The following is a 23724-nucleotide window of genomic DNA, read 5'->3' as shown; positions in this document are numbered from 1 at the left end:
AACGATGAAGAGGCGAGGGGAATGGATCAACGCCGGCAGACCACTAACAGCTATTCCGCTTTTGGATATGCACGAAAACTGCGCGAAAGCTCACGATTTGAAGTAATGTGAAAGGATGATCGGCGGCGAGGAGCACCGGACAGGCCGACGCACATGGAATTCCTGAAACACAGGGATCACATCAAATGGATATCAAGCAGCTCGAATATTTTTGTCAGGTCGCTGAGCTCGGCAGCTTCAGCCGGGCGTCCGCGTTTCTCGATGTGGCGCAGCCTGCATTGAGCCGACAGATCCGACAACTGGAAGTCGAGTTGCGCAGCAACCTGTTCGAACGCAACGGCCGCGGTGTAACGCTGACCGCAGCCGGACGGCGCCTGCTGGAGCATTCACGAGGCATCCTGCGCCAGGTGGATCTGGCGCGGCGCGACATCGGCGATCATCGCGACGAGATGGAAGGCCGCCTCGTTCTGGCCTGGCCTCCCAGCTTGGGGCGCACCGCGACCGTGCCGATGGTCGAAGCGTTCCGCAAGGATTTTCCGCGGGTGACGCTGTGCCTGGTCGAGGGCCTTTCGACGCATATCCTGGAATGGCTGGCGATCGGTCGCGTCGATTGCGCGGTGGCCTACAACGCGGTCCCCAGTCCCAACCTCGACCTGCTGCCGCTGTCCCAGGAGTCCCTGTACCTGATTTCGCCGCGTTCCGAAGTGGAGCCGGAAAGCGCCGGCATCGAGTCGATCGACCTGATGGCAATTGCCGAGCTGCCGCTCATCATTCCAGGTCGGCCGAACAATATCCGGATGCTGGTTGAGCTGGCCCTGGCATCCGTTGAAAAAAAGATGCGTGTCGTCTATGAGATCGAGAGCATTCAGGCGATTCACGACCTGGTGCGGCGCGGCCACGGCCACGCGGTGCTGCCGATGAACGCGATCGGCAATGAACTCTGCACCTGGGATGCAGAGTTGCAGGTGCGCGCCATCCGCAACCCGCCGCTCTCCGCCAGCCTATGGCTGGCGACTTCAACACACCGTCCCAGCAGCCTGCTGACACAGCGCACGCTGAAGCTCATCGAAACCACCATCACTGCGCAAATCGCGGAGCGCAATGTCGCAATCCGCTCGATGATGCACGCCGAGTCGCGGTCCAAAGCCTCCCCCTGACCGATGCCGCCGGGCGCCGGAATCCGGCTGCTGCGGGCTATATGCGCGGCCATGCTTTTTTGCGATAGCAGCCAGATGGTTCGAAGGCTTGCTCCTCCCGGAGCGGCGCACGAGTATTGCCCGAACACAGTTCGCGGCGATCTCCTTTCAACGGTCGCCATTCGAAAAGCGATGCAAAAAGCGCCGGAGGAGTGGTGTCCCAAACTGCAATACCCTGTCTGTTCATGCGTGGCGGCACCTCGCGTGGGCCGTTTTTCGATCGGGCTGATCTGCCGGCCGATCTTGCGATACGCGACAGGGTTTTGCTGGCGGCAATGGGTTCGCCGGATCGCAGGCAAATCGACGGCCTGGGCGGTGCCCATCCCCTAACCAGCAAGGTCGGCATCGTCGCCGGCAGTACGCGACCGGGGATCGATCTCGAGTTCCAGTTCGCGCAGTTACAACCCGACGGCAGCACCGTCGATACGACGCCCAACTGCGGCAACATGCTGGCTGCCGTCGTACCGTTCGCCCTGGAGCGCGGGCTCGTCGCGGCGCAAGGCGATCTGACGACGTCTCGTGTGCTCACCTTGAACACCGGCATGGTGTGCGATATCGCCGTCGAAACTCCCTTGAACGGGGATCATCCCGACGTCCGGGAGGTCAACTACGACGGCCGTACGCGCATCGACGGCGTACCGGGCACCGCCGCGCCCATTCGCATCAACTTCCTCGACACTGCCGGTTCGGTCTGTGCCCGGTTGCTCCCGACCGGCCATCGCCTCGATCGGGTCGAGCTGGCAGGTGTTGGCGCCATCGAGGTTACCTGCATCGACAATGGCATGCCGATGGTGCTGCTGCGTGCCGCCGGCCTCGGCCGCCGCGGCGACGAAAGTGTCGCGGCGCTGAACGCCGATGAAGAGCTCAAGAGCCGACTCGAGGCCTTGCGCATGACCTGCGGCGAGCTCATGGGGCTCGGCGACGTCCGCGCAAAGAGCTATCCAAAAATGTGCCTTCTGGCCGCGCCGATGGCCGGCGGCAGCATAGCGACACGCTGTTTCATCCCCCATGTCTGCCACGATGCGATCGGCGTGCTGGCGGCCGTTACGGTAGCCACCGCCTGCGCCCTGGATGGGACGGTTGCCGATGGCCTGGCCAGCGTAGCGCCGGGTGCGGAGAAGATCATCCGCGTCGAACACCCGTCCGGCGAGTTCGAGGTAGTCCTGGTCCTGGGAGGCGGCGCTGACGGGCCAGTGGCGCGCGCCATGCTGCTGCGCACCGCGCGGCTGCTGATGCGGGGCGAAGTCATGGTCCCGCGCAGCATCTGGAACGGTGTTCGATGAAGGCGCTTTCATCCCGACACTCAAAAAAGCATTGATCTCCATGTCTGATCAAATCACTCCCGGCTGGATACCGTTCCACCCAGCGCCGTCCCGTCCGCGTTTCACGCTGCCGCCGGGCGCGGTGGATGCGCATTGCCATGTCTTCGGGCCGCAAGCGAAGTTCCCCTTCTCCCCGCAACGCAAGTACACGCCTTGCGATGCGTCCGCAGAACAACTCTTTTCCCTGCGCGACCACCTTGGTTTCGAGCGGAACGTCATCGTCCAGGCCACCTGCCACGGCAGCGACAATCGTGCACTGCTCGAAGCCTTGCACACCGCCGGTGGTCGTGCGCGCGGGGTTGTCACTATCGGGACCGGCATCGGCGATGCGGAACTGGAGTCGATGCATGCCGCGGGTGTCCGTGGCGTGCGCTTCAATTTCGTGCGCCGCCTGGTCGATTTCACGCCCAAGGATGACCTGCTGCAGATCGCCCGGCGCATCGCTCCCCTCGGATGGCATGTCGTGGTGTATTTCGAGGCACGGGATCTGCCCGAGTTGCGCGACTTCTTCACGGAACTGCCGCTGCCGGTCGTCGTGGACCACATGGGGTCGCCCGACGTGAGTCAGCCCGTCGATGGACCGGAATTCGGAATGTTCGTGCAGCTGATGGCCGACTACGCGCATATCTGGTCGAAAGTCACCTGCCCGGAGCGATTCAGCGTATCCGGCCCGCCGGCCCGCGACGGCGAGCGTGCTCCGTATCGGGACGTAGCGCCGTTCGCTCGCCGCTTGGTCGAGGCTTTCCCCGACCGGGTCCTGTGGGGCACCGACTGGCCGCATCCCAATCTCAAGAACCACATGCCGGACGACGGTCTGCTGGTGGACTTCATCCCACAGATCGCGCCGACACTCGCATTGCAAAAGCGGCTGCTGGTCGACAACCCGATGCGCCTCTACTGGTCCTGACTCCGCCGCCTTCTTCGACGCAAAAAATGATGAATTCACCCCATGAATACGACGACATTCCGGGCACCTATGTGTTCGACGGCAGTCACAACAGGCTGGGTTATCACCTGAACATGTTCTGCAAGTCCCTGGATGTCGCCGCCAATCGCGATGCGTTCCGATCGGGTGAGGCAGCTTATCTAGACCATTATCCCCTGACGCCGGAACAGCGCAGAGCGATCCTTGAACGCCAATGGCTGGAAATGCTGCGCCTCGGCGGCAATATCTACTACACCTTCAAGCTGGCGATCTTCGACGGATTGACGATGCAGCATGCGGGGGCCGCCATGTCCGGCAACGGCATGACCACCGAAGAATTCCAGCAGATGATGCTGGCCGGTGGAAGATCCATTACCGGTAACCGCAGCCGCCGGGAGACGCCTCGTGGCTAGGCTGATCGGCGGCATCGGGACCTCGCACGTTCCGGCGATCGGCGCCGCGATCGATCGCGGCAAGACCCAGGAGCCTTACTGGAAGCCGCTGTTCGATGGCGTCCGCCCTGTGCGCGACTGGATCGAGCAGGTGCGGCCGGACGTCTGCATCGTCATCTACAACGATCATGCCTCCCGGTTCGATCTGTCGGTAATCCCCACCTTCGCCATCGGCGTCGGTGCGGAATTCGCCCCGCACGACGAAGGCTATGGCCCCCGTCCGGTCCCGCCGGTAGTGGGGGACCCCGCACTCGCATGGCACTTGACCGAGTCCCTGATCCTCGACGGCTTCGACATGACGATCGTCAGCGACCTGACTGTCGATCATGGACTGACCGTGCCGCTGTCGCTGGTATACGGGCAGCCGCAGGCATGGCCGTGCAGGGTCATTCCCCTGTGCGTGAACGTCATTCAGTATCCGCCGCCGACCGGCGAGCGGTGCTATCGCCTTGGCCAGGCTCTGCGGCGAGCGATAGAAAGCTACGCACCGGATGTCACCGTAGCCGTATTCGGAACCGGCGGCATGTCGCATCAGCTGCAAGGGGAGCGCGCCGGCCTGATCAATCGCGAGTACGACCTGCGCTGGCTGGAGGGATTCGTCCACGCCCCCGAAGAACTGTTGAAGATCGGACACGCCGAATATCTGCGGGAAACGGGCTCCGAGGGCATTGAGCTGGTCATGTGGCTGATCATGCGCGGGGCGATGGACCCGAAGGTTCGGGAGATCCATCGTTTCTACCACGTGCCGGTGTCGAATACGGCATACGGCATGGTGATCCTCGAAAATGACTGAGCGGGCAGTGCGGCTGGCCCTGGCTGGCCCGGGAGCCTTCGGCATCAAGCACCTGGAGGCGCTTACCCGCATCGGTTGCCGGGTCGAAACCCTGGTCAGTGTCGATGCCGCCCATGCTGAGGCAGTCGCGGCGCGGTTCGGTATACCGCGGCGGAGCCAGGATCTTGATAGTGTCCTGCGCGACGAGGCGATCGATGCCGTGATCCTGTGCACACCCACACCACTTCACGCGTCGCAGGCAATGGCCTGTCTCCGGGCAGGCAAGCACGTACTGGTTGAAATCCCCCTGGCCGATTCCCTGCCGGATGCGCAAAGCATTGTGGCCCTGGCGCAGCGCCAGGGGTGCATTGCCATGTGCGGCCACACCCGGCGCTTCAATCCGGGACATCAATGGCTGAATCGGCTTATCCAGGCCGGCCGCTTCCAGCTGCAACATCTGGTGGTGCAGACCTATTTCATGCGGCGCACCAACATCAATGCCCTCGGCCAGCCACGCGGTTGGACCGACCATCTGCTCTGGCATCATGCAGCGCATAGCGTGGACCTGTTCCTGCACCAAACCCGGTCGTCCCTTGCCGGCTACCGAGTGCTGCAGGGCCCGATCCACCCACAGCTCGGCATCGCGACCGACATGTCCATCCAGATGGCCAGCCGGAGCGGCGCGTTGTGCACGCTCAGCCTGAGCTTCAATAACGATGGACCACTGGGAAGCGATTTCCGCTACATCGGCGATAGTGGGACCTACCTGGCGCGTTACGACGAATTGCTGGATGGCCATGGGCGCCCTGTGGACCTGGATGACGGCGCCCCATCCGACGGCGTTGAACGGCAGGATCGTGAGTTTCTTGCTGCCATCCGCGAGAGGCGTCAGCCGCAGGCCAGCGCCGCAGATGTGCTGCCGTGTTATGAGGTGCTGGCTGCGCTGGAGCGGGTGTTGCGGCGGCGCTGAGTCGTCCGCAGGCACCGTCTGCCCGGGTATGACCCGGCCGCGGCCTGATTCAAGTGGGCATCGCACGCAGCCCGCCGCATCGATAATTTCCGCGCCGACTCCGCTGGCTCATGTGTGACCTCCATAAATCCCGCATATGCGTCCCATGACGTGGGCGTGGCCTGGCCCAGCGCCGGGAGTGCATGGCCTTGGCCTGAGTCCAGGGACCTCTGCACATGCTTGCGGGGCATAACAGCTAGTGCCGGTTTCGGATTGATCCAGTATTTCGCTCCCCGGATATTAGCGGCGTCCCTTGGCGTGGTGACCGCATTCACCGGATCCCGCCATCGATGCGGCAAGAACCAGAAGGTTCCGCCGCGAAATACAACAAGCGGCGCGAAGCCGCGATCAGAGGAGATGTTCGATGCGTAACAGATATGTCGCTGTGCCACTCGCGGCACCCGTTGCCGATACCGTTGCCAACGAAACCGGAGAACCGTCCGGTTCCATCCGCGTTTTCGCCCGATGTTCAAGGATTTTGCGCGTGCCGCATTGAAAGGCGCGCGCAAGGAATGAATGTCAGCGGCGGCGAAATTGCGCATGGACATGCCGGCAAGGCCGGTGGTGTTCCTAGAAAAAATACAAGGGGAGAAATGAAGTGTTCAGTCAAGTGATCACCAAGGTGGTAAACGCATCGGGATACGGCATGGGTATGACGGATCCGGCCCGCGTGAGGTACGGACAACGCCGGATGTCGATGATCATGGCGGCAGTGTTCGCGGCCATATCGTTGTCGGCCGGCGTCGCGCGCGCCAGCGAATCCGGTCAGAACCACTATCCGGTGGGCATCAACACGGTGCTGAATGGCGTACTCCCGGCACCGGGTACCTTGCAGTTCTACAGCTACTCCGAGTTCTACGCGGCAAACTCCTTCAAGGGGAGCGACGGCAACAACCTCATCCCGGGATTCAAGCTGGATGTCGCCGTGGAAGGGCCGCGCTTCGTCTATACCTATCCGATGAGTCTGGGGCCGTTCCATATTTCGTCGGGCATCGTTCCGGCGTTCGTGAACATCAGCCTGTCGGCCGAGGGTCACACCGGTCATGCCTTCGGGTTCGTGGATGTTGCCCTGGAGCCGCTCTACATCAGCTACAGCAGCCCGGCGCATACGTTTTTCGCCTACTTCGGACCGGAAATCTACCTGCCGAACGGCAGATACAAGTCCGACAAGATGGTCAACCTGGGTTTGAATTTCGTCACCGTCACACCCGGGCTGCATACCACTTGGTTCCCGTCCCCGCGCGTCGAAATTTCGACGTCCTTCGTTCCGGAATTCAACACGACCAATCCCGCCACTCACTACCATTCGGGCAGCGACATCACCGTGGATACCAGCGTTCATTACCGTCCATTCGCTTCACTGCCGAAGCTCCGCTTCGCGCTCCAGGGCTATTTTTACAAGCAATTCGAAGACGACACCGTTTCGGGTCAGCGGTATCTCGACGGGTTCCGCGGCCAGGCAGCCGCCCTTGGCCCCCAGATCGAATACGACATCGTTCCGCGAGGCGGTCTCCTGATCAAATACGACCAGGAGTTCGCCGTGGAAAACAGGCCCAAAGGAAAGCGCTTCTGGCTGGAGTTCGCGACTCCGCTTTTCTAAGAGCCTGTAACAGAATGAATCGCACCTGCGTTGCAGTCCAAAATCGCGTCAGGCAAGGCGGAGGCCCCAGCCATGGTGATTCCATGGCTGGGGCTGACAACGCAGTCTGGCGCGATTTTGGGCGCAACCCTTCGGGACGGGGCCATTTTTGCGCAGTGCTGCGCCGGCCAGAGCGCACCATGGAATCACCATGCCGCACTCTGTCCGACTTGCACTGCGCAAAAATGACCGCCGTCGCAGGCGCGATTCATTCTGTTACAGGCTCTAAGGCAGCTTCATCGCCGCCCCGCGTGATTGCGGCAAGGCGACAGCAGCAGTGAATGCAGTGGCGGGTCCACCCGGATCGCCGACCGGCAATCCCGATCTTTGCAAGACCAATGTGGCGAGGAATCATGTCTCAAACAATGTTCGATCCAGGCTCTGAAATTACCAGCCACGTCCGGGACCGGTTCTATATCAACGGCGAGTGGATCAGGGCACATTCAAGTGAGCGATCCGTCCTTGTCTCGCCGGATACGGAGCTGAAATTCATCGATGCGCCGCTGGCCGATCAAGTCGATGTCGATCGGGCAGTCGCGGCGGCGCGCAATGCATTCGACTCCGGCCCCTGGCCTGGCCTCGCCCCGGCTCAACGAGCAGTCCATCTTCGGGCCCTGGCGGTCGAGCTGAGGCGCAGGTTGCCGCTCTTTTCCAGGCTGTGGACCGCCCAGGTCGGTGCCCCCGTTTCCTTCGCCAACCTGTTCGTGGGCGTAGCTCCCGCGATGTTCGATTACTATGCGGACCTGCTGGAGACGTACGCTTTCGAAGACCGGCGCAAGACCGCTTATGGTCACGCGCAGGTCATCCGCGAGCCGGTCGGCGTCGCTGCCCTGATTGCGCCGTGGAACGCGACATTGCCCATCCTGTCCTACAAGCTGGCGGCGGCACTGGCGGCTGGATGCACCACCGTGGTGAAATCCTCGCCCGAGACTCCGCTTGATCTTCTGCTGCTGGCCGAATGCGCGGAGGCCGTAGGTATCCCTCCGGGCGTCGTCAACGTCATCACCGCCGATCGCGAGGCGGGTGCTTATCTCGTGGCGCAGCGCGGCATCGACAAGGTCAGCTTTACCGGAAGCACGGCGGCTGGCAAGCAGATCGCCAGGGTGTGTATCGACCGCATGGCCCGGTTCACGCTGGAACTCGGCGGGAAGTCGGCGGCGATCCTGCTGGACGATGTTGACCTGGCGACCATCCTGGGAGGGCTCGCCCCCTTCACCATGCCCTTTTCCGGCCAGATCTGCTTTGCGCAGACCCGCATCATTGCGCCGCGGAAGCGCCTGGATGAAATCGTGCAGGCCTACGCCGGCGCCATGAGCGGCCTGGTGGTGGGCGACCCGTGGAGCGAGGCAACCCATCTGGGACCGTTATCCAGCGCACGCCAGCTCGATCGAACTATCGGATATGTGGAAAGGGCAGTGGCGGAAGGCGCGCGCCTGGTTACCGGCGGCAAACGCAGTGGGCACCTGGATCGCGGTTATTACTTCCAGCCCACGGTATTCGCGGACGTCACGGCGGATATGACGATCGCACGGGAAGAGGTGTTCGGCCCGGTTGTCAGTGTCATCGCCTACGACGATGTCGAGGATGCCATCCGCTTGGCCAACGATTCGGATTTCGGTCTGAGCGGAACGGTGTTCTCCAGCGATCCCGAGCGCGGCTACCAGGTGGCACGACGCATCAAGACCGGAAATATCGGCGTGAATGGACTGGAGATGGCGCCCAATATTCCTTTCGGTGGATACAAGCAGTCCGGAGTCGGGCGCGAGGGCGGCCCCGAGGGTCTGGAGGCGTTCCTGGAGACCAAGGCGGTCTACCGGATCGGCGTTGCCTGAGCCCCTGGAGACTTCACATGACCACGTCTGCAAGTTACGACTTCATCATCGTCGGTGCCGGCAGCGCCGGTTGCGTCATCGCCAACCGCCTGATTCTGGACCATGGCGCCCGCGTGCTGCTGCTGGAGGCCGGTCCGCAGGACCGGAGCGCGCTGATCAAGATGCCGGCCGGCACGTTCAAGATGATTTCCGGCAAGAGCCCCTTCGTCAAGCACTACACCTCCACGCCGCAGGCTTTCCTGGGAGGACGCGCCATTTCCATTCCCCAGGGGAACGTCGTGGGTGGGGGCAGTTCCATCAATGTCATGGCCTACACGCGTGGATCGCGCAGCGACTATGCCAAGTGGAACGAGGCCTCCGGCCATGCCGGTTGGGGGTGGGATGATTTGGTCCCGTATTTCCGCAGGCAGGAAGGGAACCAGAGGCTCGAGAACGCCGCGCATGGCGGCGACGGCCCGCTCAAGGTCTCGGACCCGGGCTATATCGTCGATGCGGCAAATTTCTTCGTCCGCACCATGCAGAAGCTCGGCTTGCCGTTCACCTCGGATTTCACCGGGGGCGATCTTTCCGGGGTCGGCTATATGCAGTCGACCACCTTCAAGGGCCGCCGCTGCAGCGCGGCGGACGCATTCCTGACGCCGATCAGGAACGACACCAGGCTGACCTTCATTACGGGGGCCGCGGCCACGCGTGTCCTTTTCGAGGGCAGGCGCGCGGTCGGTGTGGAATACCGCATGAAGGGATCGACTCACCAGGCGCGGGCAACCAGGGAGGTGATCCTGGCCGCCGGAGCCTTCGTCTCGCCCAAGCTGCTCATGCTCTCCGGCATCGGTCCGGCTGCCCATTTGAAGAAGCATGGGATCGGCACCAGGGTGGATTTGCCCGGCGTGGGGCAGAACCTTCAGGATCACAACGTCGCGTTCCTGTCCGCGACCACCAATGGCGCTTTCGGCTATTTCGGGGAAGACAGCGGCTTGCGCATGCTGCGCAACGGCTTCCAGTATGTGGCGTTCAAAAGCGGGCCGGTTGCGTCAACAGGCGCGGAAAGCATGGCGTTCATCAATCTGGACGACCCCGGCACAGATCCCGACATCCAGCTGTATTGCCTGGGAGTGATGTGGCCGACCTTGTCCGCGGGAAAGCTCACCCACGGCATCACCCTGATGGCCAATCTGTTGAAGCCGAAATCCCGTGGGAGCGTCAGCTTGCGATCCGCCAACCCGGACGACGATGTCGACGTCGATCCCAACTGGATGAGCGATCCGGAAGACGGCCGCCGGCTGCTGCAGGCACTGAAGTATCTCCGCACGATCGCCGCGGAGGCGCCGCTGGCCACCGCCATCCGAGAGGAGATTGCCCCTGGTCGCGACGCGCAGTCCGACGAGGCGTTGTTGCGATACATCCAGCGGACGACCGAGAGCAACTATCACCCGGTCGGGACCTGCCGCATGGGCGTGGCTGAAGATCCGGCTGCAGTCCTGACTCCCGATCTGAAAGTCAAAGGTGTAGATGGCTTGCGTGTGTTCGACGCATCGATGATGCCATCAATCATCAGCGCCAACACGAATGCGACGGTGATGGCGGTTGCCGATCGAGGCGTTGACCTGATGATGCGCACGTGAAGTACGGTGAATACCTGGGGCAGGGATCGAATCGCCGTACCGACGTCCATCAGCTAGGCCGCACAAAACGTTGACGATCCCGGTTGCCAGGCATCGGTACTGTGGGATGCGTGTTCGTTCGGACGTGCGCGCTGAATGAATATTTCCCGTGCTGCGAGCACATTTTCATGATTGCCCTCGTAAGCAGGGTGCCTGGCCGATACAGTCACTACCTTTTTGGCGCAATCCAATCGGGACTCACGTGCTTTGTTGCGTCGGGCATTTCCAGCGCATCGCTCGTCGCCGAGGGGCACTTTCTTGGCCACTGGTTGCGATCATGGCTCCTTGCCTGGGGAACGATGTTGCCGATCGTAATCGTTGCGGCCCCTGCCATACGAAAAATTGTCGTATGGCTTTCAGCCGAAGAATGAAGGGGTTGGACTGGCCCGCTTCATATGTGGCGGGACGTCTGCTGAGGCATCCGCGTTGTGGCGTCCGCGATCATCGAGGTGGCTCCTCCCTTCGGGCGGCCGGACGCTGGTTTTATGGAATGAAGACCGCCCGCTCTCTCTTTGCGTGAGTGACGGGAAGCATTGAATGTGCGACATCGTCGGGTTGAATGCACCCGAACGAGAGGACTGTTCAATGCTCTGAAGTGGCGCCGATTCAGAGCGTGAGATGAAGAAACTGATTGAACGCGCTTTTGGTGTAATCGCCGAAAGCGCCGCCATCGACGAATCCGCGCCTGCGATAAAGCGCGAGCGCAGGATCGAACGCCGGCCCGCTGCCGGTTTCCAGGCTGAGGCGCCTCAACTTGCGGCTGCGCGCCTCGGCGATGATGTAGTCGAGCAGGGCGTTTGCGACGCCCCGGCGGAGGAAATCCGGATGCGTCCGCATCGACTTCACCTCGCCGACGGTGCCGTCGAGTTGCTTCAACGCACCCACCCCGGCCACGCTGCCATCTTCCCAGGCGGTCCAGACCGTCACTTCGGGAACTTGTAGCCCCGAGAGATCGAGCGCGAAGACGCTGCCGGGCGGCGAATTGGCGTGCATTCCGGAAAGGTGCAGCGCCAGCAGCGAGCGGGTCGGCGCGCCGGAGAGATCGTCCTTTCGTATTTCGAACATGCGCAGGCCGTCGGGAGAACAACAGGGCAGGTCAGACCTCAATCCTCTGACCGGTAATTTACTCCGTCCCCCTACCTCGCCAAAGCGAAATCGATCGCCGCACGCACCGCCGCAACCTGCGCCGCGTTGCACTGCTCGGCGCTCGCCCGGGGGCTGTCGGGATAGACCTCGGTGGTGGTCGTGTACGGGGCATTGGTGATGCCGGCGCAGAGCCCGAGCCGCTTGAACGCGTAACGGATGACGCCCGGCGCCATGACGGGCGAACCGATGATCTCGCCGTTGCGATCCGCCGGGGCGATGTGGGTGACTTGCGCCACCGCCGCGATCACCGCCTGCTGGAACTCGGGCTGCGGATTCTCGCTGTCGCCGACCACGTAGAAGCCATCGGGAATCTCGTCCGGCACATACGCCACGCCGTCGCGTGCGGCCAGGGCCGGGCGGAACTCGGACTCGTCGCTGTCGGTGGTTTCGTGCAGATCGATATGCACCAGCACGCGGTCGCGCAGCGGCGCCACCAGGCGCATGAGGGCGGCGGATTCCTGCGCCGGGCTGTTGTCGCGGAACGAGCGGTTCGGATCGATCGTCCGGGCGTTCCAGCGGTGGATTCTTTCGTAGGCCCAGGGGCTGACGCACGGCGCCACGAGCAGGTTGATCCGGCCCGCATAATCCGCCGCATGCCGCTCGACGAACTGCAGGGCGCCATGCACCCCGCTGGTCTCATACCCATGCACGCCCCCGGTCACCAGCGCACAGGGAAGCTCGTCCCGCCAGTCAAGGCTCCTGATCGCAAACAGGGGATAGCTGTCAGGGGAGTAATCCAGGCGCCCATACGGCACCACGTCGTACTGTGCGCGCAGACGCTCGATCGCACTCAGTACATCCGTCTCGTAGCTACGCTGGCGAATCTGTCGCGACAACCAGAGGGCGACTTCCCCGGCCCCCCAGGGCTGCCCCGGCGTGCCGATCGGATAGGGTGCAGGAGGCGTCGCCATGCCGCTCGCGCCGGGCTCTCAGGCCGGCTTCAGGAAGTACCCTTCGTCGCGCTCGCCACCGTCGTTGTGCGCTGGAGCTGCCTGGGCGGGCGCTGCTCGAGATGCTCACGCACCCGCTTGGCATCGGCGAACCGGGTCAGCGTGCCGACCGAATTCAGGAAGACCATCGACAGCGTGTGGTTCAGCGTGGTCGCCCGCATCACCAGGCAGCGCCCGGCTTCGTTGGTGAAGCCGGTCTTCTGCAACTCGATATCCCAGTCGCGGTTGTTGCGCACCATGCGGTTGGTATTGACGAAGGTCATCTGGTGGCGGCGCACCAGCACCGTCCCATCCGTCTGCGTCGAATCGTCCCGGATCACCGGCTGCGCGTCGGCGGCATTGACCAGGCGCATCAGGTCGCGGGCGGTGGAGGTCGTTTCGCTCGACAGCCCCGCGGGGTCGGCAAAGTGGCTCGAGTTCATGCCCAGCGCCCGCGCCTTCGCGTTCATTTTCGCGATGAAGGCCGTGCGTCCACCCGGATAGGACCGGCTCAGCGCCATCGCCGCCCGGTTCTCCGAGGACATCAGGGCGAGCAGCAACATGTCCGAACGGCTCAGGCGGGTTCCGACCACCAGGCGCGAGCGGGTGTGCTTCTCCCGGTCGACATCGTCGTTGCCGATTTCGAGGATCTCGTCCATCGGCTGGTGCGCATCGAGCACCACCAGCGCCGTCATCAGCTTGGTCAGCGAGGCAATCGGCACCACCACGTCCGCGTTCTTGGAGATCAGGGCCTCGCCGGTATCCTGGTCCACCACCAGCACGGCGAAGGACTTGAGGGACAGGTCGGCGGCGCGGGCCTCGGCCGGCGTCGGCGCCATCACCAGCAGCATCGAGAGCGCCAGGATCAGGCCGTACAGGTACGGCATGCGTGATTGCAGTGAACGCGGCGGGAATGTCACGTCGGTCATCGGCTGGTCGCCCGGAAGAATCTGGATGAAGAAGGAACTGTAACATCCTGAATACCCGCTTGTCCCGGGTGCGACAAGGCGGATGCGCCGGCCCGGAATTCCAGAAACCCACGCCCGGCTTCCCCAGCCCCCAAGCCACGGTCAATCGGCCACGGGCCCCCCGGGCCGGTTCCCATCCACGCCCGCGGATGGTTCCAGGTCGGCCGATCTGGCCCGTCGATCCCGGGGACGTCAAGGCGATGAGGCGATATGCAGCGAAGTCGATGGAATTTGCCTGCGGACATAGGCGCCCGCTAAGCTCCTTCCAAGGAGATGGCATGCCTCCTTGAACCGCCGGCTTCGCCGGCTGATGATGCCTACAGACCGCGCAACAGCGCGGCGGCATCGTCGTGTTGGTCCACAGTCGTGTTGGTCCACACCTGATCCGCCGCATCTGCGCGTACCATCGAAAGGTAAGGATCGACGCGCATGAAGATTTCCGCATTCGTCGCAGTAGGCGCCGGCTCGGTTCTGGGGGCCTGGCTGCGCTGGTGGCTGGGCCTGCGCCTCAATGCCCTGTTTCCCACGCTGCCGCTGGGCACGCTCGCCGCCAACCTGATCGGCGGCTACATCATCGGCGTGGCCCTGGGCCTGCTCACGCAGAATCTCGGCCTCTCGCCGCAGGCGCGCCTGTTCATCATGACCGGCTTTTGCGGCGGCCTCACCACTTTTTCCACCTTCTCCGCCGAAACCTATACGCTGCTGGCGCGCGGCCAGCTTGCCTGGGGACTTGGCGAAGTCGCCATCCACGTTTGCGGTTCGCTGGTGGCGACGGCTTTGGGTGTTCTCACCGTACAGGCCGGCAAGGCCTGGATTGGAGGTGCCGCATGACGCAACCCGGGCGGGACTGGAAGGCACACAGCATCGAAGGCGTATTCCTGCGCTTCATCGTCCACGAGAACCGCTGCTTCAAGGGGCAGGCCATCCATGACTGGCTGCTGGCCCAAGCGCGGCGCCTGGAAATACCCGGCGGCTGCGCGTTTCGCGGCATTGCCGGCTATGGCCGCCACGGCGTCTTGCTGGAAGAGCATTTCTTCGAGTTGGCCAGCGACCTGCCGCTGGAAGTGCGCTTCGTTTGCAGCGAGGAACAGGCCGGCCGCCTGCTCGACGCCGTGGAGTCAGCGGAGCTATCGTTGTTCTATGTGATTTCGCCGACGCGCTACGGCGTCGCCGGCGTCGAAAGGAGCGAGTGGTCGAAGGCGCTGCCGCCGATCTTCTGAGATGCGCGGTCCGGGCCGAAGCCGAACGCCGGAGGAGACTACATGATCAACAAGATACTCGTCGCCCACGACGGCTCGGAAACCGCCGACAAGGCCTTTCGCATGGCCCTGGATCTGGCCGGCAAATACGGCGCCGAACTGCACGCCGTCTCGGTGGTGCGCCTGCCCGAGTTCGGCGAAAGCGTGGAAACCGCCGCCATGATCGAAGCCGGCCGCGAACACTACGAAAAGCTCGGCCAGCGCCTGCGCGACGAGGCCCGCGGCCAACAGGCCGCGTTGCACTTCCGCACCCTGGTCGGCCACCCGGCCGAACAGGTGGTGGGCGAGGCCCAGAAACTAGGCGCCGACCTCATCGTCCTCGGCCACCGCGGCAAATCCCTGATCGAGCGCTGGCTGACCGGCTCCACCACCAAGCAGGTGATGGGTTACGCCCATTGCGCGGTGCTGGTGGTGCGCTGACCCGATTTTCCCCTCTCCCCATGAACATGGGGAGGGTCGGGGTGAGGGGCGTTTTCCTCCCGACCCAACACCAACCTCCGTTCGCCCCGAGTGCCCGCGAAGCGGGTGTGCTTTTCCGAATGTCCCGAGTGAATCGCGAAGCGATTTGTATCGAGGGAGGGGCCAGCACGGACCCATCCCCCAGTGTCATTCCCGCGAAGGCGGGAATCCAGTTTTAGCGACCTTTGCTCTCGGGTAAGGCCGTGGGTCGGATCAAGCGAAGCGGATCCGACAGCGCCCGGCCATCCCTGGCGAGACCTCGGCAGATTTCCCACCCCCGGCCCGGCCATCCGTGGCCGGGCGTTCAGGGCTGCGCGAATGACATTGAGTCATTCGCGCAGCCCTTCACCCGCATGCGTGCCAACAAAAACCCTTGGCACGCATGGCACGCATGATGTTTTTCACCCCCAAAACCGAAAGTACCCACCCCGAAAAGCAGGAAGGGCAGAGCCTTGGCACGCATGGCCTTTTGCCTCAAACCCGGCGCGGTTGGCGGCCCCCAAGCCCCCCTCGCTACAATGCGCCCCCGGACCGCCCGAAAAAGCCTCCCCCATGCTTGACCCCAAACTCCTGCGCACCCAGCCCGAAGCCGTCGCCGCCCAGCTGGCGCGCCGCGGCTTCACCTTCGACCTGGCCCGCTTCCAGGACCTGGAAGCGCGGCGCAAATCGCTGCAGACCGAAACCGAGGGCCTGCAGGCGGAGCGCAACGCCGGCTCCAAGCGCATCGGCCAGGCCAAGAGCAAAGGCGAGGACGTTTCCCCGATCCTGGCCGACATGGACCGGGTCAAGGCCCAGCTCGCCGCCAACGAGCAGGCCCTGGGCGCCTTGCAGGTCGAATTCGAGGACTTCAGCCTGGGCCTGCCCAACATCCCGCACGCCAGCGTGCCGCAGGGCAGGGACGAGCACGACAACGTCGAAATCCGCCGCTGGGGTACGCCGCGTCCCGCCGCCGGCGCCAAGGACCACGCCGACCTCGGCGAAGCCCTGGGCCAGATGGACTTCGCCGCCGCCGCCAAGCTCACCGGCGCCCGCTTCGTGGTGCTGCGCGGCCAACTGGCGCGGCTGCAGCGCGCCCTGACCCAGTTCATGCTCGACGTGCATACCCAGCAGCACGGCTACGAAGAGCTGTACGTACCGTTCATCGTCAACGCCGCCAGCCTGCGCGGCACCGGCCAGCTGCCCAAGTTCGGCGACGACCTGTTCGCCCTCAAGGCCGAACAGGACTGGCGCCTGATCCCCACCGCCGAAGTGCCGGTGACCAACCTCCTGCGCGACGAGATCCTGGCCCCGGAAAACCTGCCGCGCAAATGGGTGGCCCACACCCCCTGCTTCCGCGCCGAGGCCGGCGCCGCCGGCCGCGACACCAAGGGCATGATCCGCCAGCACCAGTTCGAGAAGGTCGAACTGGTCCAGGCCACCCTGCCGGAGAAGTCCTACGAGGCCCACGAGGAGCTGACCTCCCACGCCGAGGCCATCCTGAAGAAACTGGAGCTGCCGTACCGCGTGCTGACCCTGTGCACCGGCGACATGGGCGGCGCCTCGGCCAAGACCTATGACCTGGAAGTGTGGCTGCCCTCGCAGGACCGCTATCGCGAGATCAGCTCCTGCTCCAACTTCGAGGACTACCAGGCGCGGCGCATGATGGCCCGCTACCGCCACCCGGAAACCAAGAAGACCGAGCTGCTGCACACCCTCAACGGCTCCGGCCTCGCCGTCGGCCGCACCCTGGTGGCGATCCTGGAAAACTACCAGGACGAGGGCGGCTCGATCGCCATTCCGGACGCCCTGCAGCCCTACCTGCCGGGCCTCAAGCGCATCGAAAAAGCCTGAGAAAACGGCAAACCGTAGCCCGGGAAGCGCGCAGCGCTACCCGGGAACGAGGCGCCGCATCAATGCCGTTCCGCCGCCATCCCGGTGAATCAGCGCCGAAACGGGTAAAATGCGCGCGATATCTCGTCGCCGCGGTTCGTTGGCGTTCAGAGCCACCCGTTCCCTGCTGAGATCCCGATGTCCATTCCCCAGTCTACTGACGTAGCCGATGTTGCCGTTGTTGCCGGTCCGAGTTTCAGCGACCTGGCCCTGAGCCCCGAAGTCCTGCGCGCGCTCACCGACGTCGGCTACGAGTCGCCTTCACCGATCCAGGCGGCCACCATCCCGCATCTGCTCGCCGGCAGCGACGTGCTCGGCCAGGCCCAGACCGGCACCGGCAAGACCGCCGCCTTCGCCCTGCCGATCCTGTCCAAGATCGACCTCAACCGCAAGACGCCGCAGCCGCAGGCCCTGGTGCTGGCGCCGACGCGCGAACTGGCGATCCAGGTGGCCGAGGCCTTCCAGCGTTACGCCAAGCACCTGCCCGGCTTCCACGTCCTGCCGATTTACGGCGGCCAGGCCTACGGCCCGCAACTGTCCGCGCTGAAGCGCGGCGTGCACGTCGTCGTCGGTACTCCCGGCCGCGTCATGGACCACATGCAGCGCGGCACCCTCAAGCTCGACCGCATCGACTGCCTGGTGCTGGACGAAGCCGACGAAATGCTGCGCATGGGCTTCATCGACGACGTCGAAACCATCCTGCAGCAGACCCCGCCGACCCGCCAGGTGGCGCTGTTCTCGGCCACCATGCCCTCGGCCATCCGGCGCATCGCCCAGACGCACCTGAAGACGCCGGCCGAAGTCACCATCAAGAGCAAGACCAGCACGGCGACCAATATCCGCCAGCGCTACTGGCTGGTCAGCGGCACCAACAAGCTCGACGCCCTGACCCGCATCCTCGAGGCCGAGCAGTTCGACGGCATGCTGATCTTCGCCCGCACCAAGGCCGGCACGGTGGAGCTGGCCGAGCGCCTGGAAGCGCGCGGCTACAACGTCGCGGCGCTGAACGGCGACATGGAGCAGAAGCAGCGCGAGCGCACCGTGGCCCGTCTCAAGGACGGCCAGCTCGACATCGTCGTCGCCACCGACATCGCCGCGCGCGGCCTCGACGTCGAGCGCATCAGCCACGTCTTCAACTACGACGTGCCGACCGACACCGAGTCTTACGTCCACCGCATCGGCCGCACCGGCCGCGCCGGCCGCAGCGGCGAGGCGATCCTGTTCATCTCGCCGCGCGAGCGCCACCTGCTGCGCGCCATCGAGCGCGCCACGCGCCAGCCCATCACGCCGATGGAGCTGCCCAGCGCCGACGCCGTCAACGACCAGCGCGTGGTCCGCTTCAAGCAGAAGATCACCAGCGCCCTGGAAGCCAGCGACATCGGCCCATTCCGCGAGCTGATCGAGCAGTACGAGAAAGAACACAACGTCCCCGCCATCGAGATCGCCGCCGCCCTGGCGCGCCTGGTCCAGGGCGACCGCCCGCTGCTGCTCAAGACCAATGCCGGCGGCGGCGTGCCGGTGACCGAGAAGGCGCGGCAGGCCTTCAGCGAATCCGTCGCCGCCGCGCCGCGTTCGCCCTCTCCGCGCCACGCACCCGCCGCGCCGAGCAGGTCGGCCTACGAGCCCGCGCCGCGAACGGAAGAGGGCGCGGCCCCGTCATTCCGCCCCGCCGACGACAGCGAAGCGGAGCGTCCCCGTCCCAAGCGCAGCAAGTCCTCAGACGAGGAAGTGCCGAAGGAAACCTTCCGCATCGAAGTCGGCAGCACCCACGGTGTGAAACCGGGCAACATCGTCGGCGCCATCGCCAACGAAGCCGGCATCGACAGCGAATACATCGGCCGCATCGACATCCGCGAAGACCACAGCTTCATCGACCTGCCCACCGGCATGCCGAAAAAGATCTTCAAGGACCTGCAGAAGGTATGGGTCAGCGGCCGCCAGCTGCGCATCACGCGCAAGGACCAGTCGACTCCCTACAGCGAACCGCCGCCGAAGCACGGCAAGCCGAAGCACAAGCCGCGCTCCTGACGGAGTGCTTCGGCAAAAGCCAGCCGTCCGACTATTTCAATGCGCTGACTTTCGCCGCATCGCTACCAGGCGCGGCATCGGCATCCCGGGTATCTGAATCCGTGCCCTGGATGGCCGCCAGCTTGCGTGCCGGCGCCAGATCAAGTGCGGCGATGAAGGTTTGCAGCTGACGCATCAGATCGGCTTCCAACGCCGGATCGCGTTGATCCGCTGGCACGGTGAGCACGATTGAAACCGGGACTACGTCGCCGGTTGGATGGTCGAACAATTGAGGGATCAGTTTTTTGAAATCCGCGAATTGCCGCCACATTGGCAACGGTACTTCGCTGCAGCCGTGGGCGCGGCATTCCGATGCGGCGACCAGGCGCAGGGTTCCCTTGGTCTGCGCCAGGCCGAGGTCGAATTCGGCATTTCCGTTCAGCGTTGGCAGGTGCTGTATGCGCTCCCACAGCAGCGTCTCGCCGCTTCCCAGATAGCAGCCGAGACCGTTATGCGGCCCATGATTGTGGCGGAAAAAATCGAGCTGCACCGGAACTCCCGCTCCGTTGGAGTACACGGCCCCTTCTTCGATCGTTCCTCCGCGCATGGCGTTGTGCCAGGATTTCTCCGTTTGCCGGTATTCGCCGACTTGCGGTTGAAGCAGCTGGATTTCGCTTCCCGTATCCAGGACCGGCCCATGTCGCACCAGACCCAGGGCATTGAAACCGATTCCGGCCAATGCCAGCGCAGCGACGGCACCGAGACGGGCGTTCACGAGCCGACCTGCGGTTGCAGCAGGCGTGGTATGCCGAACAGGAACAATGCCGCGCAGAAAAACAGGACGCCGCCGATGGCGTAATCGACTTCAGCGCCAGAACCGCTGATGACCGGTACCCGCAGCGCCAGCCAGTAGTAGAGGATTACCCCGCACAGCCGCAGCAGGTTGAATACGTAAGCCAGCAACACGGCGCCCACCACAAACAACGTCCACGGCGCGGGTCTCATGCGTTTCAGATGGCCCACGATCAGCGCCAGGTAACCCAGGGCCACTGCGCCGCGCAAGCCGTCGCAGCCGGGAGCAACGAACATCCCCAGTTGAGGTGAAAACATCAGTTTGAGCTCGTCGCCATTCACCGGCACCGCCAGCCATTGGGCGAAGGCGCGGGCGGTTTGCGCGCCGATGGCCTGTAGCGGCAGGTCCGCCAGTGTGGTGAAGGCATGTGGCACAGGGTTGACGAACAACAGCAGGATCAGCGGAAAACGGTGCCTGTGCAACGCCGGGCGGCCGCCGAACAAAAGCACTGCACCGGCGAAATAAAGCCAAAGCAGTGCGCCCGCTGGGAGCAGGTGCAAGGGCAACAGGTGCCCGCCGAACAGGAAATTGAAGTGTGGCGTATGGATGGCGCTGTTTATTGCGAGTGCCACCGCCACCGCCATCGCGGCGAAACCCCACCAGCTGCCTTGGCCATTCCAGTCCCCGGACTTGAATTGCGTCGCGCCAAGGGAAATTGCGGCAAGCGGTAATAACAAGCCAAAAGACCGCAACGCATCGTTCGTCCACAGCGCCCAGAGGTCCACCAGTTGTTGCGCCAGTCCTCCCAAACCCAGCAATACGAGGATGACCGCAAGAACCGCCTTGCTTCGCGTACCCTTGAGTGTCGCGACGGCCTCAGCGGGTCTCTCGCTCTCGGCGGCCGTGACCGTGAATTGTGCGTTCAATCAAAATACCCCTATCGCCCTGCGGCTGAATCGCCTTTGCACTGCGCGGATCTTTGAGTCCGACCGGCAGATGGATTGGCTGCGCCGTGCAGCTCTGCCGCGCGCAACAATTCTTCTTGAGCGTGGCTGGATGACTCTAGGGGCGGCCCAAATGCAATGTCAATCGGCCATTCGTCTAGTCGCTCAAGGCTACGGCCTCTTCCGCTGGAAGTCCGACTTCCCACCTGTTTTCTTCAGCAGCAGTATCTCGCGAATCACCAGATCGGTTCCGGCATGCGGCTTGAGCATGTCGTACAAGGTCAGTGCGCAGATGCTGGCTGCGGTCAGCGCTTCCATCTCCACGCCGGTGCGCGCGTGGGTCGCCACTTCCACCTTCACGGTGACGCTGCTCTCGCCGAACTCGTAGCTCAGGTCGTGCCGCTCCACCGGCAGCGGATGGCATAGCGGCAGCAGCTCCCAGGTGCGCTTGGCGCCGAGGATGGCGGCGGCGCGGGCGATTTCCAGGGCATCGCCCTTGTCCAGGGTGCGGGCCTTGAGGCGCTCCAACACCGCCGGGGGTACTTCGACGATGGCCTGGGCCACGGCCACGCGCAGGGTGATGGCTTTCTCGCTGACGTCTCTCATGATTCCTTCACGGTTTTTATGGGGGTGCCTTCGAGGAAGCGCGCGGCCCCGTCGGCGTAGCGCTCTTCCTTCCAGATCGGCACGGTCTGTTTCAATGTATCGATGGCCCAGCGGCAGGCGGCGAAGGCCTCGGCGCGGTGGCCGGCGCGGACCACGATGACCACGCTGGCTTCGCCCACCTTCAGCTCGCCCACCGCATGCGCCACGCTGACCTCGGCGCCGAAGCGTTGCGCCGCTTCGGCTTCGATTTCAGCCAGGCGCCGCTCGGCCAAAGCGGTGTGCGCATGGTAATTGATGCCGGTGACGGCGCGGCCTTCATGGATATCGCGCACGGTACCGGCGAATACCGCCAGTCCCCCGCAATGGGAAGGCATCGGCCGGGTCAACCACTCGGCCACGTTCAGCGCACCCTGGCGCAAGCGGGAAGAAGCGCTCATGGAATGCCTAGCCGCCGCTGACCGGAGGGATCAGGGCGATCCGCTCATCCTCGGCCAGGGTCCGGCCGGATGCGACGATCTCGTCGCCGATGGCCACGGCCACGGTATCCCGGCGCAGGGCCAGTTCCGGATAGCGCTCGGCCAACCGGCCCAGGGCATCGGCGACCGTGGCGGTCTCGCCCAGGTCGAGACTCACCAGTTCGGCGCCGCACCAGCGCTGCGAGGCGCCGTAGCATTCGACGGTAATTCTCATAGTTCCTATGTAGCTCATTTTTGCCATCCTTGGCGAGATTTTAACTTTCTCGACAACCCCCGGCCCGGCCATCCGTGGCCGGGCGTTCGAGGGCACAGGCGATGACATTTAGTCATCGCCTAAGCGCGCCCTCTCACCCGCCCAGCGAGTTCATGGCGATCGGCCGCTCGGCATAGCCCGGCTGCGCGACGTAACCGGCATCCTTGTGCCACACCGTGTTGCGGATGATGTTGCCGAGTTTTTCGTCGTCGTCGCCGGCGCGCATCGGGTCGCGCAGCGAGGTGCCCTTGGGTGAGAACAGGCAGGGATAGAGCTTGCCGTCGGATGTCAGGCGCAGGCGGTCGCAGCTGGCGCAGAACGGGTTGGAGACGGTGGCGATGACTCCGATCTCCGCCGCAGCAGCGGCGCCCGCCTGGCCGGGACCGTGCAGGGAGTAATAGGCGGCCGGATCGTTGCCGCGCGGCAGGGCCGAAACCTCGAACTCCTCGCGCAGGCGCTGCAGGATCTCGGCTTCGCTGACCACCCGCTGGCGGGACCACTCGCCGCGGCCGTCCAGCGGCATGAATTCGATGAAGCGTAGCGGCAGCTTCTGCTGCGTCGCCCAGCGCGCCAGCGGCAGGATTTCATTCTCGTTGATGCCGCGCACGATCACCGTATTGAGCTTCAGCGGCAGCCCGGCGTCGCGCGCCGCGACGATGCCGTCCAGCACCGGCTGCACATCGCGGTTGCCGGACAGCTTGGCGAAGGTGGCCGGGGTCAGCGCATCGAGGCTGATATTGAGATCGTCGAGGCCGGCGGCCTTGAGTCCGGCCGCGCGCCGCGCCAGCAGGGCGGCGTTGGTCGACAGGGAGATGCGTTCCAGCCCCAGTGGGCGCAACTCGCCGCATTCGGCGATCACCGCTTCGAGGTCGCGCCGCAGCAGCGGCTCGCCACCGGTCAGGCGCAGGCGGCTGACGCCGAGTTCGCCGACGAACAGACGCAGCAGGCGTTGCAATTCCGGGCGGCTCAGCCGGTCCGCCCGGTCGAGGAATTCCGGGCTGTCCGGCATGCAGTACGGACAGCGGAAATTGCAGCGGTCGGTCAGCGACACCCGCAGCTTGCGCTTGACCCGGTCGAAACGGTCCCGCAGCGGGCCGGTGAGCAGCTCGGCCAGCGGGATCGACGTGACAGGTGGGCGGGTCAGGAGGGTCATGGGGTGTCGGCCATCTGCCCCCATTGTACGGCGAATCGGTGGTGAACCGACTTG

General features: G+C 64.2%; 25 protein-coding genes and 1 riboswitch. Of the genes, 16 read left to right on the top strand and 9 right to left on the bottom strand.

Annotated elements, in window-relative coordinates; all coding sequences use genetic code 11:
- Positions 1-185 precede the first annotated feature (185 nt).
- From BP26_RS0109595 to BP26_RS31065, 11 genes are all read left to right on the top strand, one after another.
- Entirely contained in the window at positions 186-1157 is a 972-nt protein-coding gene (locus BP26_RS0109595) for a LysR family transcriptional regulator (protein WP_084182957.1), read from the top strand.
- A 191-nt stretch (positions 1158-1348) separates the two neighbouring features.
- Positions 1349-2479 carry a 4-oxalomesaconate tautomerase gene (locus BP26_RS0109590; RefSeq protein WP_084182956.1) on the top strand — a complete coding sequence of 377 codons (1131 nt, stop codon included), beginning with the start codon at positions 1349-1351 and terminating at the stop codon, positions 2477-2479.
- Between the two features lie 40 nt (positions 2480-2519).
- Positions 2520-3425: an amidohydrolase family protein gene (locus BP26_RS0109585; protein ID WP_029920359.1), complete on the top strand. Its 906-nt coding sequence runs from the start codon at positions 2520-2522 to the stop codon at positions 3423-3425.
- Positions 3426-3454: 29 nt separating this feature from the next.
- Positions 3455-3856: a protocatechuate 4,5-dioxygenase subunit alpha gene (ligA, locus tag BP26_RS0109580; protein WP_029920358.1), complete on the top strand. Its 402-nt coding sequence runs from the start codon at positions 3455-3457 to the stop codon at positions 3854-3856.
- Positions 3849-4688, top strand: a complete 840-nt coding sequence (locus BP26_RS0109575; protein WP_029920357.1) for a class III extradiol dioxygenase subunit beta — start codon at positions 3849-3851, stop codon at positions 4686-4688. The genes ligA and BP26_RS0109575 overlap by 8 nt, the downstream gene beginning before the upstream one ends.
- On the top strand, positions 4681-5637 hold the full coding sequence (locus BP26_RS0109570) for a Gfo/Idh/MocA family oxidoreductase (RefSeq protein ID WP_029920356.1): 957 nt from the start codon (positions 4681-4683) through the stop codon (positions 5635-5637). The genes BP26_RS0109575 and BP26_RS0109570 overlap by 8 nt, the downstream gene beginning before the upstream one ends.
- A gap of 329 nt (positions 5638-5966) precedes the next feature.
- On the top strand, positions 5967-6290 hold the full coding sequence (locus tag BP26_RS29390) for a hypothetical protein (protein WP_157572446.1): 324 nt from the start codon (positions 5967-5969) through the stop codon (positions 6288-6290).
- Complete coding sequence (locus tag BP26_RS0109565; protein ID WP_169740676.1) at positions 6275-7276, top strand: SphA family protein; 1002 nt, start codon at positions 6275-6277, stop codon at positions 7274-7276. The genes BP26_RS29390 and BP26_RS0109565 overlap by 16 nt, the downstream gene beginning before the upstream one ends.
- A 404-nt stretch (positions 7277-7680) precedes the next feature.
- The gene (locus BP26_RS0109560) at positions 7681-9147 is read left to right on the top strand and encodes an aldehyde dehydrogenase (protein WP_036516464.1); all 1467 of its coding nucleotides are present in this window, start codon (positions 7681-7683) and stop codon (positions 9145-9147) included.
- Between the two features lie 17 nt (positions 9148-9164).
- Entirely contained in the window at positions 9165-10769 is a 1605-nt protein-coding gene (locus BP26_RS0109555) for a GMC family oxidoreductase (RefSeq protein ID WP_029920353.1), read from the top strand.
- A gap of 167 nt (positions 10770-10936) precedes the next feature.
- Positions 10937-11179 (top strand): DUF2798 domain-containing protein, encoded by a 243-nt coding sequence (locus tag BP26_RS31065; protein ID WP_084182954.1) that lies wholly within the window; start codon positions 10937-10939, stop codon positions 11177-11179.
- Positions 11180-11414: 235 nt separating this feature from the next.
- Here the strand turns inward: BP26_RS31065 and BP26_RS0109550 are convergent, their stop codons facing one another.
- The 3 genes from BP26_RS0109550 to BP26_RS0109540 form a co-directional block, all read right to left on the bottom strand.
- A complete protein-coding gene (locus tag BP26_RS0109550) occupies positions 11415-11873 on the bottom strand; it encodes a GNAT family N-acetyltransferase (RefSeq protein ID WP_029920352.1) in 459 nt (152 codons plus the stop codon).
- 71 nt (positions 11874-11944) lie between these two features.
- Positions 11945-12865, bottom strand: a complete 921-nt coding sequence (locus BP26_RS0109545; RefSeq protein WP_029920351.1) for a M14 family metallopeptidase — start codon at positions 12863-12865, stop codon at positions 11945-11947.
- A 29-nt stretch (positions 12866-12894) separates the two neighbouring features.
- On the bottom strand, positions 12895-13812 hold the full coding sequence (locus BP26_RS0109540; protein ID WP_157572445.1) for a serine hydrolase: 918 nt from the start codon (positions 13810-13812) through the stop codon (positions 12895-12897).
- 299 nt (positions 13813-14111) lie between these two features.
- A riboswitch (Fluoride riboswitch) is annotated at positions 14112-14178 on the top strand.
- A gap of 102 nt (positions 14179-14280) precedes the next feature.
- Here BP26_RS0109540 and crcB point away from each other — a divergent pair.
- From crcB to BP26_RS0109510, 5 genes are all read left to right on the top strand, one after another.
- Complete coding sequence (crcB, locus tag BP26_RS0109530) at positions 14281-14682, top strand: fluoride efflux transporter CrcB (RefSeq protein WP_029920349.1); 402 nt, start codon at positions 14281-14283, stop codon at positions 14680-14682.
- Positions 14679-15071, top strand: a complete 393-nt coding sequence (locus BP26_RS0109525) for a DUF190 domain-containing protein (RefSeq protein WP_051748762.1) — start codon at positions 14679-14681, stop codon at positions 15069-15071. The genes crcB and BP26_RS0109525 overlap by 4 nt, the downstream gene beginning before the upstream one ends.
- Before the next feature lie 42 nt (positions 15072-15113).
- The gene (locus BP26_RS0109520) at positions 15114-15530 is read left to right on the top strand and encodes a universal stress protein (RefSeq protein ID WP_029920347.1); all 417 of its coding nucleotides are present in this window, start codon (positions 15114-15116) and stop codon (positions 15528-15530) included.
- Positions 15531-16121: 591 nt separating this feature from the next.
- Positions 16122-17399 carry a serine--tRNA ligase gene (gene serS, locus BP26_RS0109515; protein ID WP_029920346.1) on the top strand — a complete coding sequence of 426 codons (1278 nt, stop codon included), beginning with the start codon at positions 16122-16124 and terminating at the stop codon, positions 17397-17399.
- 177 nt (positions 17400-17576) lie between these two features.
- Positions 17577-19466 carry a DEAD/DEAH box helicase gene (locus BP26_RS0109510; protein ID WP_051748760.1) on the top strand — a complete coding sequence of 630 codons (1890 nt, stop codon included), beginning with the start codon at positions 17577-17579 and terminating at the stop codon, positions 19464-19466.
- Positions 19467-19497: 31 nt separating this feature from the next.
- Here BP26_RS0109510 and BP26_RS0109505 read toward each other — a convergent pair whose 3' ends face one another.
- From BP26_RS0109505 to moaA, 6 genes are all read right to left on the bottom strand, one after another.
- Positions 19498-20220: a hypothetical protein gene (locus BP26_RS0109505; protein ID WP_029920344.1), complete on the bottom strand. Its 723-nt coding sequence runs from the start codon at positions 20218-20220 to the stop codon at positions 19498-19500.
- The gene (gene xrtJ, locus BP26_RS0109500; protein WP_084182953.1) at positions 20217-21164 is read right to left on the bottom strand and encodes an exosortase J; all 948 of its coding nucleotides are present in this window, start codon (positions 21162-21164) and stop codon (positions 20217-20219) included. Before xrtJ ends, BP26_RS0109505 begins: the two co-directional genes overlap by 4 nt.
- A 189-nt stretch (positions 21165-21353) precedes the next feature.
- The gene (moaC, locus tag BP26_RS0109495) at positions 21354-21788 is read right to left on the bottom strand and encodes a cyclic pyranopterin monophosphate synthase MoaC (RefSeq protein ID WP_029920342.1); all 435 of its coding nucleotides are present in this window, start codon (positions 21786-21788) and stop codon (positions 21354-21356) included.
- Positions 21785-22225 (bottom strand): molybdenum cofactor biosynthesis protein MoaE, encoded by a 441-nt coding sequence (locus BP26_RS0109490; protein WP_029920341.1) that lies wholly within the window; start codon positions 22223-22225, stop codon positions 21785-21787. Before BP26_RS0109490 ends, moaC begins: the two co-directional genes overlap by 4 nt.
- 7 nt (positions 22226-22232) lie before the next feature.
- The gene (locus BP26_RS0109485; RefSeq protein WP_211254880.1) at positions 22233-22496 is read right to left on the bottom strand and encodes a MoaD/ThiS family protein; all 264 of its coding nucleotides are present in this window, start codon (positions 22494-22496) and stop codon (positions 22233-22235) included.
- A 115-nt stretch (positions 22497-22611) separates the two neighbouring features.
- Complete coding sequence (moaA, locus tag BP26_RS0109480) at positions 22612-23670, bottom strand: GTP 3',8-cyclase MoaA (protein ID WP_051748757.1); 1059 nt, start codon at positions 23668-23670, stop codon at positions 22612-22614.
- Positions 23671-23724 lie beyond the last annotated feature (54 nt).

Origin of the sequence: Nevskia soli DSM 19509 (assembly GCF_000711955.1) — a bacterium.
Taxonomy (GTDB): domain Bacteria; phylum Pseudomonadota; class Gammaproteobacteria; order Nevskiales; family Nevskiaceae; genus Nevskia; species Nevskia soli.
Note: the sequence above shows the minus strand (reverse complement) of the source record. Positions and strands in the feature narration are given on the sequence as shown.